Source organism: Streptomyces sp. NPDC090025 (assembly GCF_044748125.1).
Classification (GTDB): Bacteria; Actinomycetota; Actinomycetes; order Streptomycetales; family Streptomycetaceae; genus Streptomyces.
On the sequence record NZ_JBIVFL010000012.1, the window covers coordinates 220,605 to 238,133 of the forward strand.

Sequence of the window (17,529 nt, forward strand, 5' to 3'; positions counted from 1 at the left end):
GGGCCGGGCGGTGCGGGTGGGGAGCCGGGGCCGCTAGGGCGTGTTGCGAAAGTAGCGCCGTCCGCCCGAAGGGCGGGCCCCGCGGCGTCTGGTGCGTGCGATCGCAAGGCGGAGGGTCGTCCTCGTACCGGGCGTACTCGGACGATCCCGACAACGCGGCGAGCGCGCGTGCCAGGCGTCGCGGGGCAGGCGGGACTTTCGCAACACGCCCTAGGGGCTCAGCGGGTCGGTGCTCAGCCGGTCGGGGTCCGGCGGGGGCCGAGGGCGTCGGCGGTGACGAGTTCGGTGATGCCGCGGGCGGCGAGGTGGTCCGGGTCGGTGGCGCGCTCGGCGAGGACGGTGGTGGGGCGGGCGCCGGCCGCGGCGAGCCGCATGAACGCCTCGAACACCGGGCCGCCGGGTGCGCAGGCCGAGCGGCGGGCCGGGTCCCCGTCGACGACGAGCGCGGTGGTGCGGGGCGCGGCCGGTACAGGGCGCGCCCGGGCCTCGGCGACGGCGTCGGCGAGTGCGCGCCCGGCCGGTTTCACGGTCCGGTCGCTGGTCAACAGGCCGAGGCCGTATTCCAGTTCGGGGAAGTCGGCGAGGTCGCGGGACACGTCGTGGGAGCACCACCACGTGATACCCCACAGATCGGGGCAGTCGAGCGCGGCGGCGACGGTCGTCCGGGTGAATTCGGCCGCCCGCTCCGGCGGCACGTGCGGGGCGGGGGCGCCGACCTCCTGGAGCCAGACGGGGCGGTGCGGGTCGTCCGCCCATGCCTTGGAGAGTTCGACCAGGTAGGCGGCGTGCTGGGCGACGGCGACCGAGTCGGTGCCGTAGCGCTGGGCGGTGCCGTTGAAGACCCAGGAGTGGACGGCGGTGGCGGCGCCGAGCCGGGCCGCGTGCCCGGGGGTGAAGGGATGGCCGTCGAGGTACCAGGCGGCGTCGTAGGCGGCATGGAGATGGAGCCGTCCGGGCGCGCCCTCCGCACAGGCGGCGAGCATCCGCCGCAGCCACTCCTCGGCCTCGCCCGGGGTGATCCGGTCGGGGTCGGGGTGGGGGTCGCCGGAGAACTGGTTGATCTCGTTGCCGAGGGTCATGCCGAGGAAGGTGGGCCGGTCGGCGAGCGCGGCGGCGAGGGTCCGGAGGTAGGCGGCCTGCCCTTCGATCACGTCCGGGTCGGTGAACAGGTTCCTGCGGTGCCAGGTGCGGGTCCAGGCGGGCAGGAAGTCGAAGCTCGACAGATGCCCCTGAAGGCCGTCGACATTGACATCCAGACCCCGCTCAGCAGCGGCGTCCACCAGATCGACCAGATCCTCGACCGCACGCGGCCGGATCAGGCTCCGGTTCGGCTGGAAATACGGCCAGAGCGGGAACACCCGGATGTGATCGAGACCGAGTTCCGCGATCCCGTCCAGATCGGCCCGGACCGCGCCCGGGTCGTAGTCGAGCCAGTGGTGGAACCATCCCTGGCTGGGCGTGTAGTTGACGCCGAAGCGCGGGCCCGCGGCCCGCTCGACGGGATGCTGACGAGACGTCATGTGCGGTGCGGTTCCTTCGTGGAGGCCGGACGGCGCCGGGCCGGCCGGCGGCGGGCGGGGAATCGACGGACACAGGGCGGGGCGGAAGACGGGAGACGGGAGACAGGAGACGGGAGACAGGGGACGGGAGGTCGGTGGGCGGGGCGCCGTCAGCCCTTGATCGCGCCCTCCTCGACCCCCCGGAAGAAGAAGCGCTGCAGCACCGCGAACACGGCGACCACCGGAAGGAAGGCGATCATCGTGCCCGCGGCGATCAGCCGGGGATTGGCGGTGAAGGTCCCGTCGAGGTACTGGAGGCCGACGGTGAGGGTGTAGCGGCTGGGGTCGTTGAGCACGATCAGCGGCCACAGGAAGTCGTCCCAGGCGCCGATGAAGGTGAAGATCACCACCACGCTGAGCATCCCCCGTACATTCGGCAGCGCGACCTGGAGCAGCCGTTGGCGGACGTTCGCGCCGTCCACCCGTGCGGCGGCGTCGAGTTCGGCGGGCACCGCCCGGAACGCGGTGTACATCAGCAGCACGTTCAGCACGGCGACGGCGCCGGGCAGGGCCACGCCGAGCAGCGTGTCGGTGAGGCCGAGGCTGCGCACCGTCACGTACTGGGAGACGATGGTGACCTCGCCCGGCAGGACCAGACTGGCCAGAAAGAGGCCGAGGACGAGCCGGGCGCCGCGGAAGCGCAGCCGGGCGAGGGCGAACCCGGCGAGGGTGGCGCCGACGACGTTGCCGACGACCGCGATCGCGGCGACGGTCAGGGAGTTGGCGGCGTAGGTCCACACCGGGATGGTGTCGGCGACCTTGGCGTAGTTGGCGAGGGTGGGGTCCGCCGGGAGGAAGCCGGGGGTCCGGGAGTAGATGTCCTCGCCCGGCCCCTTCAGCGAGGTGGACAGCTGCCACAGGAAGGGTCCGATGGTGAGCAGCAGGACCAGGACGAGCAGCAGATAGCGGGTGGCGACCCCGCCGGCCGAGGAGGCGGAGCCCGGGGCACGGGAGAGGGACGGCGACCGGGAGAGGGACGGGGAGCCGCCGCGGAGGGGGCGGCCGAGGGTGCGGCGCGGGGTGCGGCCCTGGGTGGGCATGGGGGTCAGGCCGCCTTCCGGTTGAGCCGGGCGAGGACCAGCATCGGCCCGACGGTGAGCAGGAAGAGGAGCACGCTGAGGGCGGAGGCGTACCCGATGTGTCCGGTGAAGCCGCGGCTGTACATCTGGATGAGCATGACCACGGACATGTCGCGCCCGCCCGGTCCGCCGGTGCCGCCGGACAGCACGTACAGCTCGGAGAAGATCCGCAGCGCGGACACCGAGATGAGCACGGAGATCAGCAGCATGGCGGGCCGGACGCCGGGCAGGGTGACGTGCCAGAACCGGCGGGGCGCGGAGGCGCCGTCGACGGCGGCGGCCTCGTGGAGCTCGCGTCCGACGTTCCCGAGCGCGGAGAGATAGATGACCATGTAGTAGCCGAGGCCCTTCCACACCGTGAGCGCGATGGCGCTGAAGAGCAGCAGCCAGCGGTCGGTGAGGAAGGAGACCGGCCGGTCGGCGAGGCCGAGCTGGTGCAGCATCCCGTTGAGCAGCCCCCGGTCGTCGAGCACCCAGCCCCAGACCAGGCCGACGACGACGGCGGAGGCGACGACCGGGGTGTAGAAGGCGGTACGGAAGAAGGCGATCCCGGGCAGCTTGCGCTCCACGAGGAGCGCCAGCAGCAACGGCAGCAGGGTGAGCAGCGGCAGACAGACCAGCAGGTAGATCACGCTGTTGAGGAGCGCGTCCGTCAGCTGCTCGTCGTCGAGCGCCCGGCGGTAGTTCTCCAGGCCGGTGAACCGGCCGCCGCCGAGCGGGCGGGCGTTGGTGAAGGACAGGATCACCGTGTTGACCGCGGGCCACAGATTGAAGACGGCGAGCCAGAGCAGCGCGGGACCGGCGAGCAGCCAGGGCGTGAACCAGCGCCGGTGGGTCATGGGGGGCCTTCCGGAGGGGGCGGGGCGGGAGGGTTCTTCAGCCGGGTCGGACGGATCGGACGGGTCGGACGGATCGGACGGACAGTCCGTCAGTCCGTCAGTCCTTCAGTCCGTCAGTCCTTCAGGAGCTGGTCGGCGCGCCGGACCGCCGTGTCGAGGGCTTCCTTCGACCCGGTCCTGCCGCTGATGGCGAGCGCGATCTGCTGGTTGATCACGGTCTTGATCGCGTCGTTGGCCCGCACCGGCTCCAGGACCTTCGCGGCGGCGAGCGACCGGAACGCGGTCACCTTGGCGTCGCCCGCGTTGCTGCCGTCGCCGCGGCTGAAGAACGGGTCGGTGGCCGATGCCGTGGTGGACGGGAAGATGCTGGTCTCGCGGGCGAAGGCGGCCTGGTTCTCGGCGTTGGTCACCCAGCGGGCGAGGGCGAGCGCGGCGGGCGCGTTCTTGGTGGTCCTCGGGATGCCGAGGCCCTGGACGTACAGCGGCGGGGTGCCGATCGCGGGCGAGGAGACGACCTTCGGGGCGAGCGTCGGATTGTCGACGGCGAGGCTGGTGATGTAGTTGGCACCCGCGGTGGTCCAGGCGGCGGTGCCGGAGCTGAACAGCTTGGTGTTGCCCGCGTAGGTCTCGGTGAGCACGTCCTTGGGCAGCAGGCCCTCGCGGAAGGCAGCCCGGTAGGTGTCGAGGACGGCCGCGGCGGCGGGGGTGTTGAAGGTGAAGTGCGTGCCGTCGGGGGACATGAGCGGGACGCCCGCGTTGGCGAGGTCGATCAGATTGGGCTTGCGGCTCATCAGATAGGTCTGGCCGCCGGACTTGGCCTTGACGGTACGGGCGGCGGCGACCAGCTCGTCGAGCGTGGCCGGCGGCTTCTTGGGGTCGAGGCCGTAGCGGGTGAGGAGCTCGCCGTTCCAGTAGTTGACGTCGGTGTTGAGGTACCAGGGGTAGCCGTAGACGCCGGTCTTCCCGGCGAAGCGGTACGCGTCGAGGCCGCCCTTCACATAGTCGGCGGCGGCCTTGGGGTCGGCCGCGCCGATGTCGAGGAGCAGGTCGCGCTCGGCCAGCGGGAGGGCGAAGTCGGGCGGGAGGTTGACGACGTCGGGGAGGGTGCCGCTCGCGGACTGGCTGAGGACCTTCTCGGAGTAGCCGTCGCCGGGCTGGTCGAGCCAGTCGACCTCGACGCCCGGGTGCTGCTTCTCGAAGCCCGCGATCACGCCTTCCATGTAGGTGGTGAACTTCGGCTTCAGGGCCCAGGTCTGGAGGGAGACCTTGCCCTTGACCTCGCCGGTGACGACCGGGCCGGGCGCGCCGGAGTCGCCGGTGTCGCCGAGGCCGCAGCCCGCCAGGGTCACGGCCGCCACGGCGGCGGCGGCCCACCGGGCCCAGGGGCTTCGCTTGGGGTGTCGCACGAGGGGTCTCCTTGCTCGGGGGCGCACGGAACCTTGCGGACTCGCGACCTTGCGGAATCACGGTCTTGTGGAATCACGGTCTGCAGGAACACAGCCTTGCGGGAACACAGCCTTGAGAACACGCTCAACTAAACCGGTCTAGCGATGCGGGACTATGCTCCCGGCTAAACTCCGGTGTCAAGGGACCGTACGGAAACGGCCAGACGCGGCAGCCATGGGGACATGGCCGCCGGGACAGGGAAGGGGCGCCCGTTGGCCAGACCGACCATCGCCGACATCGCCAGGGAGGCGGGGGTCTCCAAGGGCGCCGTGTCCTTCGCGCTCAACGGGCGCCCCGGCGTCAGCGAGGCGACCAGGGACCGGATCCTGCGGGTCGCCGACCGGATGAACTGGCGCCCGCACAGCGCCGCCCGGGCGCTCGGCGGGGCCCGGGCCGGAGCCGTCGGACTGGTCCTCGCCCGGCCTGCCAGGACCATCGGTCTCGAACCGTTTTTCGGCCAACTGCTCTCCGGGCTGCAGGCGGCCCTGTCCACCCGGGGCACCGCGCTCCAGTTGCTCGTCGTCGAGGACACCGACGCCGAGATCGACGTCTACCGGCGCTGGACCTCGGAGCACCGGGTGGACGGCTTCGTCCTGGTCGACCTCCAGGTGCGCGATCCGCGCGTCCCGGTGCTCGAGGAGCTCGGGGTGCCGACGGTGGTGCTCGGCGGCCCGGGACGGCACGGCCGGCTGCCCGCCGTGTGGGCCGACGACCGGGAGGCGATGACCTCGATCGTCGAGTACCTGGCCGCCCTCGGCCACCGGCGGATCGCCCATCTCGCCGGGCTGCCCGCCTTCCAGCACACCCAGCGCCGGATCCGCGCCGTCCGCGACGCGGCCCGCCGCCTCGGCCTGACCGAGGCCGTGTCGGTGCCCACCGACTTCAGCGACGCCGAGGGCGCGGCGGCCACCCGGGCGCTGCTCGCCCGGCCGGTCCGGGAGCGGCCTACGGCGATCGTGTACGACAGCGACGTGATGGCGGTCGCCGGGCTCGGGGTCGCCACCGAGATGGGGGTGGCGGTGCCGGACGGCCTTTCCCTGGTCTCCTTCGACGACTCGGCGCTCGCCCGGATCGTGCACCCCTCGCTCACCGCGCTGTCGAGGGACACCTTCGCGCTCGGCGAGCAGGTGGCGACCGCCCTGCTCGCGCTGCTCGACGACCCGGCGTCGGCCCGTGACGTGAAGAACCCGACCCCTCGGCTGACCGTCCGGGAGAGCACCGCGCCGCCGATCACGCCCTCTTGACCGGGCTCGCTAAAGCCCTTTAGTCTCCGGCACCGGGCGGCGGCAGCACCGCCGCCCGGTCCCCGCACCGTCGCGCCACCGGCACCGCCAGCCCCTTCCCCCCTCCCGCTGGATCCGGAGCTCCGATGAGACGACCCCTGCACTGCCTCCTGGCCGCGGCGCTGTCCGCGACCGCCCTCGGCCTCGTGGCCACCCCCTCCGCGTCGGCGTCCGCGTCGGCATCGGCATCCGCGTCGCCCCTGTCGTCGATGTCCGCACCGACGTCCGCACTGCCGTCCGCGCTGCCGTCCGCACCGCCGTCGGACAACGTTGTCGGTGGTGCCTCCCGTGGCGCGGCGGCCGCCGCCGCCACCGGCACCCAGCCGTACGCCTCCTACTGGCACCCCAGCACGATCCTGAACTGGGATCCGGCGACCGACCCCGACGCCCCCTTCAACCGTTCCCGGGTGCCCCTGAAGGCGCGGGTCTCCGATCCCGCCCTGAAGGCGAACGCCAACGCCCGGGCGGGCGAGGGCAAGGTGGTGTCGCTCGTCTCCTTCGGGCCGACGTCCAACAATCCCTCGCAGGGGTCGGTGGACCCGCGCTACTACGCCTTCGGGCACTGGCAGTACATCGACAAGCTGGTGTTCTGGGGCGGTTCGGCGAGCGAGGGCCTGATCCTGGCGCCGAACTCGACCGTCATCGACGCGGCCCACCGCAACGGCGTGAAGGTGTACGGCACGGTGTTCTTCCCGCCCACCGCCTACGGCGGCCAGATCCAGTGGGTGCGGGACTTCACGCAGAAGTCCGGCGGCCGGTACCCGGTCGCCGACAAGCTGGCGCAGGTGGCGCAGACGTACGGCTTCGACGGCTGGTTCATCAACCAGGAGACGGCCGGCGGCGACAGCACGCTCGCCACCGAGATGCGCAACACGCTGCGCTACGCCCGCACCCTCGGCCCGGTCGAGTTCATGTGGTACGACGCGATGACCGAGTCCGGCTCGGTGAGCTGGCAGGACGCCCTCACCAGCGCCAACGACGCCTTCCTGCAGGAGGGTTCGCAGCGCACCAGCGACTCGATGTTCCTCGACTTCGGCTGGGGCTCGTCGCAGCTCACCTCCTCACGGACCAACGCCCGCAACCTCGGGCGGAGCGAGTACGAGCTGTTCGCGGGGATCGACACCGAGGCCAACGGCTACAACACCGGCGCCCCGTGGAGCTCGGTGTTCCCCGACGGGCAGCCGCACACCACCTCGCTCGGCCTCTACCGGCCCGAGTGGACCCACAACTCCTCGACCGACCGGGCCGATTCGTACGCCCGTGAGGCGCGCTACTGGGACGGCGCCAACGGCGATCCGGCCGACACCACGACCAGCAGCTCCTGGAAGGGCCTCGCGCACTACATCGCCGAGTCCTCTCCGGTCACCGCGAAGCCGTTCGTGACCTCCTTCGACGCGGGCCAGGGCGACTTCTACCACTCGGCCGGCGTACGGGTCTCCTCGTCCGGCTGGAACAACCTGTCGCTCCAGGACGTGCCGCCGACCTACCGCTGGCGGGTGGAGTCCTCGGGCACCCGGCTCAAGGCCGCCTACGACTTCTCCGACGCCTACGAGGGCGGCTCGACGCTGCGGCTCACGGGTGCGCTCGACGCGGTCAACACGGTGCGGCTCTACCAGTCCCGGCTGCCGGTGGCCGCCGACACCAAGCTGTCCGTGGTGGTGAAGACCCCGGCGGCCGGGCCGACCCGGCTGCGGGCGGCGGTGTCGTTCACCGACTCCCCCACCACCTTCACCACCCTGGACCTGGGCAGCACCACGACGGCCGGCTGGGAGCGCCGTACCCTCGACCTCGCCCCGTACGCGGGTCGGACCATCGCCCAGATCGGACTGCAGACCACCGGCACGGCCGCCTCCTACGACATCAAGGTGGGCCAACTCGCCGTGTACGACGGGACGGTGGACGCACCTTCGGCACCGGGCGCGCCGACCGTCCTCGGCACCGCCGACACCGGGGCGGCCACCAATTCGCTGCGGATGGCGTGGACGGCGTCGGCCACCGGGGACGTGCACCACTACGAGGTGTACCGCCGCAACCCGGACGGCGGCCGGACCTTCCTGGGCGCCACCCCGAACGTGAACTGGTTCGTGCCGAAGCTGGAACGGGTCGGCACCGAGAGCACGACGACCCTCGATGTCGAGGCGGTGTCCACGGAGTTCGGGCGCTCGGCCGCCGCGAGCACCACGGTGTCCTGGTCGGCGACGACCGAGAGCAACCTGGCACTGAACCGGCCCGCCACCGCCTCCGGGCAGTGCAACACCACCGAGACCCCGGCGAAGGCGGTCAACGGCAGCGTCTCCGGCGGCAACGGCGACAAGTGGTGCACCACGACGAGCGCCAAGTGGCTTGAGGTGGACCTGGGTTCGTCCCGCGCGCTGAACCGGTTCGTGGTGAAGCACGCGGCGGCGGGCGGCGAGAACGCGAGCTGGAACACCAAGGACTTCCGGATCGAGGTGCGGGACAGCACCACAGCCGCGTGGACCACGGCGGCGAACGTCACCGGCAACACGGCCGCGACCACCACGCATCCGGTGTCCCTGTCGGCCCGTTACGTCCGCCTGACGGTCACTCAGCCGACCCAGACCGGCGATCCGGCCGCCAGGATCTACGAGTTCGAGGCGTGGGGCTCCTAGCGGGGCGGGGCCGGGGCGTGGGCCGTCGACCCGGCCTCATGCCTGGGAGGCGGTGGCGACCTTCACGCCGAAGCCGATCAGCACCACGCCGGTGATCCGCTCCATGGCCCGGCGCACCGAGGCCCGGGCGAAGAACGCCCGGGCCTTGGTGAGCAGCAGGACGTAGCCGCCGAGCCAGCCGACCGTCAGCACGGCGTGCACGAGGACGAGGAGCGCCATGCCGGTGTGCGGGGCGAGTCCGTGCGGGGCGAGGGTCGGCAGCAGTCCGGTGTAGAAGACGGCGATCTTCGGGTTGAGCAGGTTGCCGACGAATCCGGTCCGCCAGGGATGCCCGGTGGGCGGCGCCGTGGCGGCCGCCCCCGCCGCCCCCGCCGCCCCCGCCGCCTCCGCTTCCCCGTCCGCTTCCGCCGCCGCCTTCGTCCCGGCGGTGCCCCGGGCGCGGCGGGCGGCGCGGAGCGCCTGGACGCCGAGGATCATCAGATAGGCGGCGCCCGCCAGTTTGACCACGGTGTACGCGGTGGCGGAGGCGGCCAGGACGGCCGCGAGGCCGGCCACCGCGAGGACGCCCCAGACGAGCAGTCCGGTGGTGATCCCGGCGACGGTGCGCAGTCCGTCGCTCCGGCCCGCGGCGACGGCCCGGCGGGTGACCACCGCCATGTCCGGTCCCGGCACCATCGTGAGCAGGGCCAGGACACCGGCCGCGGCGAGAAGTTCGTACCCCATGGGGCGAGTGTGCCAGCCGCTCCCCCGGGCCCGCCGCGTGGCACCGGACGCGCACGCCCGAGGGGGCGGGGCGGGGCGGGGCGACGCGGGGCGATCAGGCGATCAGGGGCAGGCGTTCGTGCGCGGTCACGCGTGCTCGTCGTTGACCCGGCTCAACAGGGCGTGCAGGGTGGCGCGTTCGTCGACGTCGAGCGGGGCGAGCAGGCCGTCGGTGACCCGGCGGCTGGTGACGTCGGTGTCCTTGAGGAAGCCGCGGCCGGTGTCGGTGAGCACCACGATCCGGCTGCGGCGGTCGCCGGGGGCCGGGCGGCGCTCGACGAGCGCGAGGCGTTCGAGGTCGTCGACGAGTCCGACGATGGCGCTGGGGTCGTAGCCGAGGCGGGTGCTCAGCTCGCGCTGGAGCGCGCCCTCGACCGTGCCGAGGTAGCGCAGCACGGCGTGGTGGCGGAGCCGTAGCCCCGACTCCTGGAGGGCGGCGTTGAAGAGCTGCCCCGAGCGCAGGCCGAGCCGGTAGAGCAGATAGCCGGTGTCGGCCTGCAGCCCGAGCATCCACGGTTCGTCGTTCATGGCAGCAGCATGCCCGAGAACAGGTGTCACCGGCAACCATTGACGTCGACAACTATTGGTCTTAGCTTCCTTTCAGCGGGGCGGCCCGGCACCGGGCACGCCACGGTGCCGGGCCGTGCCCCGCCGTGCCCGCCCCCCCTCCACTCCTCCCGAAGGGACCCTCCGTGACGTCCGCTTCCGCTTCCGCCCCCACGCCCGTTCCCGCTCCCGCTCCCGCCGTCGGCCTCGATCTCACCGGCAAGGTCGCCGTCGTCACCGGCTCCGGCCGGGGTCTCGGGCTCGCCTACGCCACCGCGCTGGCCGCCGCCGGTGCCGCCGTCGTCGTCAACGACCTCGACGAGGAGGTGGCCCGGCAGGCCGCCGACGGCATCGTGGCCGCGGGCGGCCGGGCGGTCGCCGAGGCCGTCGCCGTCGGCACCGCCGAGGCCGCCGACCGGCTGGTCGAACGCGCCGTGTCGGCCTTCGGACGGCTCGACATCCTGGTCACCAACGCGGGCATCCTGCGCGACCGGGTGCTGTGGAAGATGACCGACGACGACTTCGACGCCGTCGTCACCACCCACCTCAAGGGCACCTTCACCTGCGCCAGGGCCGCCGCCGTGCGGATGCGCGAGCAGGGCGAGGGCGGCCAGCTGATCCTCATCGGCTCCCCGGCCGGACAGCGCGGCAACTTCGGCCAGACCAACTACGCGGCTGCCAAGGCCGGGATCGCGGCCATGGCCCGCACCTGGTCGATGGAGCTGGCCAAGGCCGGCATCACGGTCAACGCCGTGGTGCCGGTGGCCGCCACCGCCATGACCGAGACGATCCCCGCGTTCGCCCCGTACATCGAGGCCATGCGCGGCGGCGCGCCGCTGCCCGACTTCCTGCGCAAGGGCGAGGGCTTCGGCACCGCCGAGGACTGCGCCGCGCTCGTGCCCTTCCTCGCCTCCGACGCGGCCCGTGACATCACCGGCCAGTGCGTCGGCATCGGCGGCGACCGGCTCGCGCTCTGGTCGCACCCGCAGGAGGTGGCCACCGCGTACGCCGACGGCGGCTGGACGCCCGGCACCATCGCCGCCGCCTGGCACACCTCGGTCGGCCGCGAGCCGCAGACCGTCGGCATCCCGGCCCCGCGGGTGCCGCAGGCCCCGCAGGCCCCGCAGGACGCCCGATGAGCGCGCCCGGCCCGGCGGACCCGGCCCCGCGCGCGCTCGACCTCGCCCGGCTCGACGCGATCGACGTGCACACCCACTGCGAGGTGTCCGCGCGCGGCCACGCCTCGCTCTCCGACGAGCTGCACGACGCGTCCGGCGCGTACTTCAAGGTGGCGAGCGAGCGGAAGCCGACGCTGCCGGAGATGGCCGCCCACTACCGGGAGCGCCGGATGGCCGCGGTGGTGTTCACCGTGGACGCCGAGCACGCGACCGGCACCGCGCCGATCCCGAACGAGGAGATCGCCGAGACCGCCGCCGCCCACGCCGACGTGCTGATCCCGTTCGCCTCGATCGACCCGTTCAAGGGCCGGGCGGGGGTACGGCAGGCCCGCCGCCTGGTGGAGGAGTACGGGGTCAAGGGGTTCAAGTTCCACCCGAGCATCCAGGGCTTCTTCCCCGACGACCGGATCGCGTACGGCCTGTACGAGGTCATCGAGGAGACCGGGGCCATCGCGCTCTTCCACACCGGGCAGACCGGGATCGGCGCCGGGGTGCCGGGCGGCGGCGGGATCCGGCTGAAGTACTCCAACCCGATGCACGTGGACGACGTGGCCGCCGACTTCCCGCATATGAAGATCATCCTGGCGCACCCCTCCTTCCCCTGGCAGGACGAGGCCCTGGCGGTCGCCACCCACAAGCCGGGCGTGCACATCGACCTGTCCGGCTGGTCGCCGAAGTACTTCCCGCCGCAGCTGGTGCACTACGCGAACACCCTGCTCAAGGACAAGGTGCTGTTCGGCTCGGACTACCCGGTGCTCAGCCCGGACCGCTGGCTGGCCGACTTCGCCAAGCTGCCGATCAAGGACGAGGTGCGGCCGAAGATCCTCAAGGAGAACGCGGCCCGGCTGCTCGGCCTCGTCTGATCCCGCTCCCGCCTGGAAAGGGCCCTTTGATGCGCAACGAGGGACTGGGGTCGTGGCCCGCACGCCGGGCCCGCAAGACCCCGCACCGCACCGCTCTGCTGCACCGCTCCACCGCCCTGAGCTACGGCGAACTCCACGACCGCACCACCCGGTTGGCGCACGCACTGCGGGCCGCCGGAGTGCGGCGCGGCGACCGGATCGCGTATCTCGGGCCGAACCACCCGGCGTTCCTGGAGACGCTGTTCGCCGCGGCGGTGCTCGGCGCCGTGTTCGTGCCGCTCAACACCCGGCTCGCCGGCCCCGAACTCGCCTACCAGCTCGCGGACTCCGGGTCGACGGTGCTGCTCCACTCCCCCGGTCTGGCCGCGCTCGCGGACGAGGCGGCGCGGGCGGGCGGCGTCACCCGGACCGTGATCGAGGCGGCCGGACCGGCGTACGAGGCACTGCTCGCCGACGCCTCCGACGTGCCGATCGACGAGGCGGTGGCGCCCTCCGACGTGTGCCTCATCATGTACACCTCGGGCACCACGGGCCGCCCCAAGGGCGCCATGCTCACCCATGGCAACCTCACCTGGAACGCGGTGAACGTGCTCGTCGACCATGATCTGGTCGCCGACGAGACCGCCCTGGTGTCCGCCCCGCTGTTCCACACCGGCGGGCTCAACATGCTCGCCCTGCCGGTGCTCCTCAAGGGCGGCGCGTGCGTGCTCGTCGAGTCGTTCGACGCCGGCGACACCCTGGACCTGATCGAACGGCACCGGGTCACCTTCATGTTCGGGGTGCCCACCATGTTCGACCAGGTCGCCCGGCAGTCGCGCTGGCCGTCGGCCGACCTGTCCAGTCTGCGGCTGCTCAACTGCGGCGGCGCGCCGGTGCCGACCTCGCTGATCGCCACGTACCAGGAGCGCGGGCTGACCTTCGTCCAGGGCTACGGGATGACGGAGGCGTCGCCCGGCGCGCTGTTCCTGGACACCGAGCACGCGCGCGTGAAGGCCGGTTCGGCCGGGGTGCCGCACTTCTTCACCGACGTACGGGTGGTGCGGCCCGATCAGTCGCCGGTCGACGTGGGCGAGACCGGCGAGGTGCTGATCCGCGGCCCGCACGTGATGGCCGGGTACTGGGGCCTCCCCGAGGAGTCGGCGGCCGCCTTCAGGGACGGCTGGTTCCGCAGCGGGGACGCGGCCCGGGTCGACGCCGACGGCTACGTCACGATCGTCGACCGCTTCAAGGACATGATCATCTCGGGCGGCGAGAACATCTACCCGGCCGAGGTCGAGGACGCACTCCTGGCCCATCCCGACATCGCCGAGTGCGCGGTCATCGGGATCCCCGACCCGAAGTGGGGCGAGTCCGCCCGCGCGATCGTCGTGCCGCGCGCGGGCACCGCCCCCGAACCGGCGGAGCTGCTCGCCGCGCTCCACGGCCGACTGGCCAAGTACAAGATCCCCAAGTCGCTGATCCTGGTCGACGCGCTGCCGCGGACGGCCTCCGGAAAGCTCCTCAAACACCATCTGCGCGCCGACTTCGGCGACGCCCCGCGAAAGGAACCCCGCTCATGACCCTCATCGTCGACGGCATCGACTCCCTCAAGGCCATGGCCGGCACCGACCTGGGCACCAGCGACTGGATCACCGTCGACCAGCCCCGGATCGACACCTTCGCCGACGCGACCGACGACCACCAGTGGATCCACGTGGACGTGGCGCGCGCCGCCGAGGGCCCGTTCGGGGCGCCGATCGCCCACGGCTATCTGACCCTCGCCCTGTTCATCCCGCTCTTCACCGGGCTGCTCGACGTGCGCGGGGTCACCACGAAGGTCAACTACGGCCTGGACAAGGTGCGATTCCCCGCCCCGGTGAAGAGCGGCGCCCGGCTGCGGCTCGCGGCGACCCTGGACGAGGTGACCGAGGTCCCCGGCGGGGTGCAGATCGCCGTCGCGGGCACCATCGAGATCGAGGGCGCGCCGAAGCCCGCGTGCGTGCTGCGCAGCCTGTCGCGGTTCTACGCGTAGCGGTACGGCGCGCCGGGGCCGGGCCTTCGCCCCGTCGGCCCTACCCGCCGAGCTCGGGGCCGAGCAGGTCGCGCAGGCCGTCGGCGAGCCGCTCGTACTCCTCGGGCCGGTTGTAGATCTGGGCGCTGAGCCGGATGCCGCCGCCGTCCCGCCAGGGCCAGACGAGGATCCGGCAGCCCAGCCGGGCGGCGATGTGCTCGCGCAGCGCGGCGGCCTCGTCGCGGGTCCTGGCGAGATGGCGGGGCAGCCGCAGCGAGCGGATCGGCAGGGCGGGGTCGTACGGCAGCGGGCGCACGCCCGGCAGTCGCCCGGCGATCGCCTCGGTGCCGTGTCCGACGAGCGCCGCGTTGTGGGCCCGTACCTTCGCGGCTCCGAGCGCGGCGATCAGGTCGAGGCCCTCGGGGGCCGCGAGCAGTCCGGTGTAGTCGGTGGTGGCCCGGTACTCCAGGGCGCGCGGGAAGCCGTGCTCGTGTTCCCAGGACGGTACGGGGGCGGGCACCCGGTCGCGCAGCGGCGCGGCGACGGCGAGGACGGCGCTGCCGGGCGGGGCGTAGGCCCACTTGTGGAGGTTGCCGAACCAGAGGTCGGGGTCCCCGGCGAGCGGCCGGTCGAGCGCGCCGGGCGCGTGGGCGCCGTCGACGACGGTGGTGATGCCACGGGCGCGGAGCGCGGTGAGCAGCGTGGGTCCGGCGATGATCCGGGCGGTCGGCGAGCTGATCTGGTCGAGCAGCGCCACCTTGGTGCGCGGGGTGAGCGCCGCGAGCACCCGCTCGGCGACGGCCGCCTCGTCGGGCAGCCCGGGGTCGAGCTCCACCGTCGTCACCCGGGCCCGGCGGGCGGCGGCGTCCGTGACGGTGCCGTATCCGTGGTCGGTGACCAGGACCTCGTCGTCCGGGCCGAGTCCGAGGGCGTCGAGCGCGAGGTTGGCGGCCTCGGTGGCGTTGCTGACGAGGGCGATGCCCTCGGGGTCGGCGGCCAGGTGTCCGGCGATCCGGCGCCGGGCGGCGGCGAGCCGTTCGGGCGCGGCCAGGAAGAACGCGTCGGGGTCGGCGTCGGCCTCGCTGATGAGGCGGCCCCGGGCCTCGGCGACGGGCACCGGCACGGCGCCGAAGGAGCCGTGGTTGAGGTGGGCGACGGCCGGGTCGAGCCGGAAGAGCTCGGCGCCGCCGGGGAAGACGCCGGGGCAGACGGCGGGGGCGCCGCCGTGGTCGTCGCGCTCGTCGCCGCGGCCGTCGCCGCCGTCGCTGACACCGTTGTCACGCCGTATCGTCATGCGTCCCGTCCACCCCTCGTTCACTCACCCTGGCCCTGAGCCGGACGTGCCCCTGCCCCGTCCGGTGCCTGCGGGCGCAGTATGCCGGACGGGGCGGGGCTGATGCCGGGCGGACTCATGGCGGCTGTCAGGTCACCCGCTCACCCGCCAGTTCCGGTGCGGCGGCGGTGTCGCTGTGGGTGTCGGCCGTGTCGTCGAGGAAGCCGCCGGACTGGTGCTGCCAGAGCTTGGCATACGCCCCGTCGGCGTCCAGGAGTTCCTGGTGCGAGCCCTGTTCGACGACCCGGCCGCGGTCGAGGACGATCAGCCGGTCCATGCCCGCCACCGTGGACAGACGGTGGGCCACCACCAGGGCCGTGCGGCCCTCCATCAGGCGCCACAGCGCCTCCTGGACCAGGATCTCGCTCTCCGAGTCGAGCGCGCTGGTGGCCTCGTCGAGCAGCAGGATGGGCGCGTCGCGGAGGATCGCCCGGGCGAGCGCCACCCGTTGGCGCTGGCCGCCGGACAGCTTCACACCGCGCTCGCCGACCATGGTGTCGAAGCCGTCGGGCAGCTTGTCGGCGAACTCGGTGACGTGCGCCGCCTCGGCGGCCGCCCGGATCTCGGCCTCGGTGGCGTCGGGGCGGGCGAAGGCGATGTTGTCCCGCAGGGTGCGGTGGAACATCGCCGGTTCCTGCGGCACGTACGCGATCAGGCTTCGCAGGTCGGACTGGCTCATCCGGCTGATGTCCTGGCCCGCGACCAGGATGCGGCCCGCGTCGACGTCGGTCATCCGGAGCAGCAGCCGGGTGAGGGTGGTCTTGCCGCCGCCGGAGCGGCCGACCAGGCCGATCCGGGTGCCGTCGGGCACGTCCAGGTCGAGGTCCTCGAAGAGCGGCTTGGTGTCGGACCCGCCGCCGCCGTGGGTGAAGGTGACCCGCTCGAAGCGCACGTCGCCGGTCCGGGAGAGGAGCGGCTCGGGGGTCTCGGGGTCGGTGACGGACGGCGGGGTGAGGAGCAGTTCGGTGAACTGCGCGGCCTCCGTCATGGAGCTTTCGAGCCGCCGGTAGATCTGGTTGAACTCGAACATGATGCGGGTCGCCTGCGAGTAGTAGGTGAAGGCGACGATGACCGCCTCCACCCCGTGGTCGGCGGCGCCGAGCGCGAGGGCGACGCACAGCCCGAGCACATTGGTGAGGACCGACATCGGGGCGACGACGGTGTCGATGCGCAGGTTGCCGTAGTCCCAGGAGCGCAGCATCAGCCGTCGTGACTCGGCGACCCTGGAGCGGTGTTCGGCGGCCTCGCGGGGCTCGGCGGCGAACGCCCGTACCGTGTCCATGTTCATCAGGCTGTCGGCGACGTGTCCGGAGACCCGGGCGATGGCCTCCTCGCGGGCGGCGACGATCCGCTGGCGGCGCCGGACGAGCGGGACGACACAGCCCGCGGTGATCACGATCATCGCCAACAGGCCGACGACGAGCAGGGGTTCGTACTGCCAGAGGACGACCGAGGCGAACACCAGCGGGACGAAGCTGCCGAAGATGTTGAAGGTGAGGGTGTCGACGAACTCCTCGAAGCGGGAGGCGAAGCTGAGGACCCGCTTGGTGAGGGAGCCCGCGAAGTTGTCGTGGAAGAACGCGGCGTCCTTGGCGAAGAGTTCGTCCATGCCGAGGATGTAGAGCTGCTCGATGCCGTGGGCGTCGACCCGGTTCAGACAGTGGAGGCCGACCCGCCACAGGGCCTCCGAGAGGAGCAGGACGACGGCGAACCCGATGACGTACGGCACCATGCCGGCGAGTCCGTCGTCCTTGCCGCCCGGTGTGCCGCCGTCCTCGGCGATGCGGGCGACGAGCTTGGCGACGATGAGCGGTGCGATGTAGGCGATGCCGATGTTCCCGAGTGCGGGAAGCAGCAGCGCGGGGACGGTCGTCCGGCGCAGCCGGACCATCTCCCGTCCGTAGTAGCGCAGTGCGAGGAGGACCGGGCCGCGGCCCGGCCTCTTTGGGGGTGGTTCAGACGAATCCATTGCAACCCTGCTTTGTCGGACGCTTCGGGGCAGAATCCGCAGTGTCCCGCGC

At 72.6% G+C, this 17,529-nt stretch carries 14 protein-coding genes; 6 read left to right on the plus strand and 8 right to left on the minus strand.

Annotated elements, in window-relative coordinates; genetic code table 11:
* Positions 1-233 precede the first annotated feature (233 nt).
* From ACIPXM_RS25920 to ACIPXM_RS25935, 4 genes are all read right to left on the minus strand, one after another.
* Complete coding sequence (locus tag ACIPXM_RS25920) at positions 234-1,520, minus strand: glycosyl hydrolase (RefSeq protein WP_401659752.1); 1,287 nt, start codon at positions 1,518-1,520, stop codon at positions 234-236.
* Between the two features lie 149 nt (positions 1,521-1,669).
* A complete protein-coding gene (locus ACIPXM_RS25925) occupies positions 1,670-2,599 on the minus strand; it encodes a carbohydrate ABC transporter permease (RefSeq protein ID WP_401659755.1) in 930 nt (309 codons plus the stop codon).
* Positions 2,600-2,604: 5 nt separating this feature from the next.
* Positions 2,605-3,477 carry a carbohydrate ABC transporter permease gene (locus ACIPXM_RS25930; protein WP_401659758.1) on the minus strand — a complete coding sequence of 291 codons (873 nt, stop codon included), beginning with the start codon at positions 3,475-3,477 and terminating at the stop codon, positions 2,605-2,607.
* Between the two features lie 113 nt (positions 3,478-3,590).
* Entirely contained in the window at positions 3,591-4,883 is a 1,293-nt protein-coding gene (locus ACIPXM_RS25935) for an ABC transporter substrate-binding protein (protein WP_401659761.1), read from the minus strand.
* 252 nt (positions 4,884-5,135) lie between these two features.
* On the opposite strand from ACIPXM_RS25935, the gene ACIPXM_RS25940 reads away from it, so the two are divergent.
* Together ACIPXM_RS25940 and ACIPXM_RS25945 are read left to right on the plus strand one after the other, a co-directional pair.
* Positions 5,136-6,167, plus strand: a complete 1,032-nt coding sequence (locus ACIPXM_RS25940; protein ID WP_401659764.1) for a LacI family DNA-binding transcriptional regulator — start codon at positions 5,136-5,138, stop codon at positions 6,165-6,167.
* A gap of 125 nt (positions 6,168-6,292) precedes the next feature.
* Positions 6,293-8,836, plus strand: coding sequence for a discoidin domain-containing protein (locus ACIPXM_RS25945; RefSeq protein WP_401659767.1), 2,544 nt, complete (start codon positions 6,293-6,295; stop codon positions 8,834-8,836).
* A gap of 36 nt (positions 8,837-8,872) precedes the next feature.
* Here the strand turns inward: ACIPXM_RS25945 and ACIPXM_RS25950 are convergent, their stop codons facing one another.
* Complete coding sequence (locus ACIPXM_RS25950) at positions 8,873-9,559, minus strand: LysE family translocator (protein ID WP_401659769.1); 687 nt, start codon at positions 9,557-9,559, stop codon at positions 8,873-8,875.
* A 126-nt stretch (positions 9,560-9,685) separates the two neighbouring features.
* A complete protein-coding gene (locus tag ACIPXM_RS25955; RefSeq protein WP_401659872.1) occupies positions 9,686-10,108 on the minus strand; it encodes a MarR family winged helix-turn-helix transcriptional regulator in 423 nt (140 codons plus the stop codon).
* Between the two features lie 182 nt (positions 10,109-10,290).
* Between ACIPXM_RS25955 and ACIPXM_RS25960 the strand changes: the two genes are divergently transcribed.
* The 4 genes from ACIPXM_RS25960 to ACIPXM_RS25975 are packed head-to-tail and all read left to right on the plus strand — an operon-like array spanning position 10,291 to position 14,196.
* Entirely contained in the window at positions 10,291-11,283 is a 993-nt protein-coding gene (locus ACIPXM_RS25960; RefSeq protein ID WP_401659772.1) for an SDR family oxidoreductase, read from the plus strand.
* On the plus strand, positions 11,280-12,185 hold the full coding sequence (locus tag ACIPXM_RS25965; RefSeq protein WP_401659775.1) for an amidohydrolase family protein: 906 nt from the start codon (positions 11,280-11,282) through the stop codon (positions 12,183-12,185). The genes ACIPXM_RS25960 and ACIPXM_RS25965 overlap by 4 nt, the downstream gene beginning before the upstream one ends.
* A 29-nt stretch (positions 12,186-12,214) precedes the next feature.
* Entirely contained in the window at positions 12,215-13,744 is a 1,530-nt protein-coding gene (locus ACIPXM_RS25970) for a long-chain fatty acid--CoA ligase (protein ID WP_401659778.1), read from the plus strand.
* Positions 13,741-14,196: a MaoC family dehydratase gene (locus ACIPXM_RS25975; RefSeq protein WP_401659781.1), complete on the plus strand. Its 456-nt coding sequence runs from the start codon at positions 13,741-13,743 to the stop codon at positions 14,194-14,196. The genes ACIPXM_RS25970 and ACIPXM_RS25975 overlap by 4 nt, the downstream gene beginning before the upstream one ends.
* Positions 14,197-14,236: 40 nt before the next feature.
* Here the strand turns inward: ACIPXM_RS25975 and ACIPXM_RS25980 are convergent, their stop codons facing one another.
* Complete coding sequence (locus ACIPXM_RS25980) at positions 14,237-15,469, minus strand: aminotransferase class V-fold PLP-dependent enzyme (RefSeq protein ID WP_401659784.1); 1,233 nt, start codon at positions 15,467-15,469, stop codon at positions 14,237-14,239.
* 127 nt (positions 15,470-15,596) lie between these two features.
* Positions 15,597-17,477: an ABC transporter ATP-binding protein gene (locus ACIPXM_RS25985; protein WP_401659787.1), complete on the minus strand. Its 1,881-nt coding sequence runs from the start codon at positions 17,475-17,477 to the stop codon at positions 15,597-15,599.
* Between the last annotated feature and the right edge of the window lie 52 nt (positions 17,478-17,529).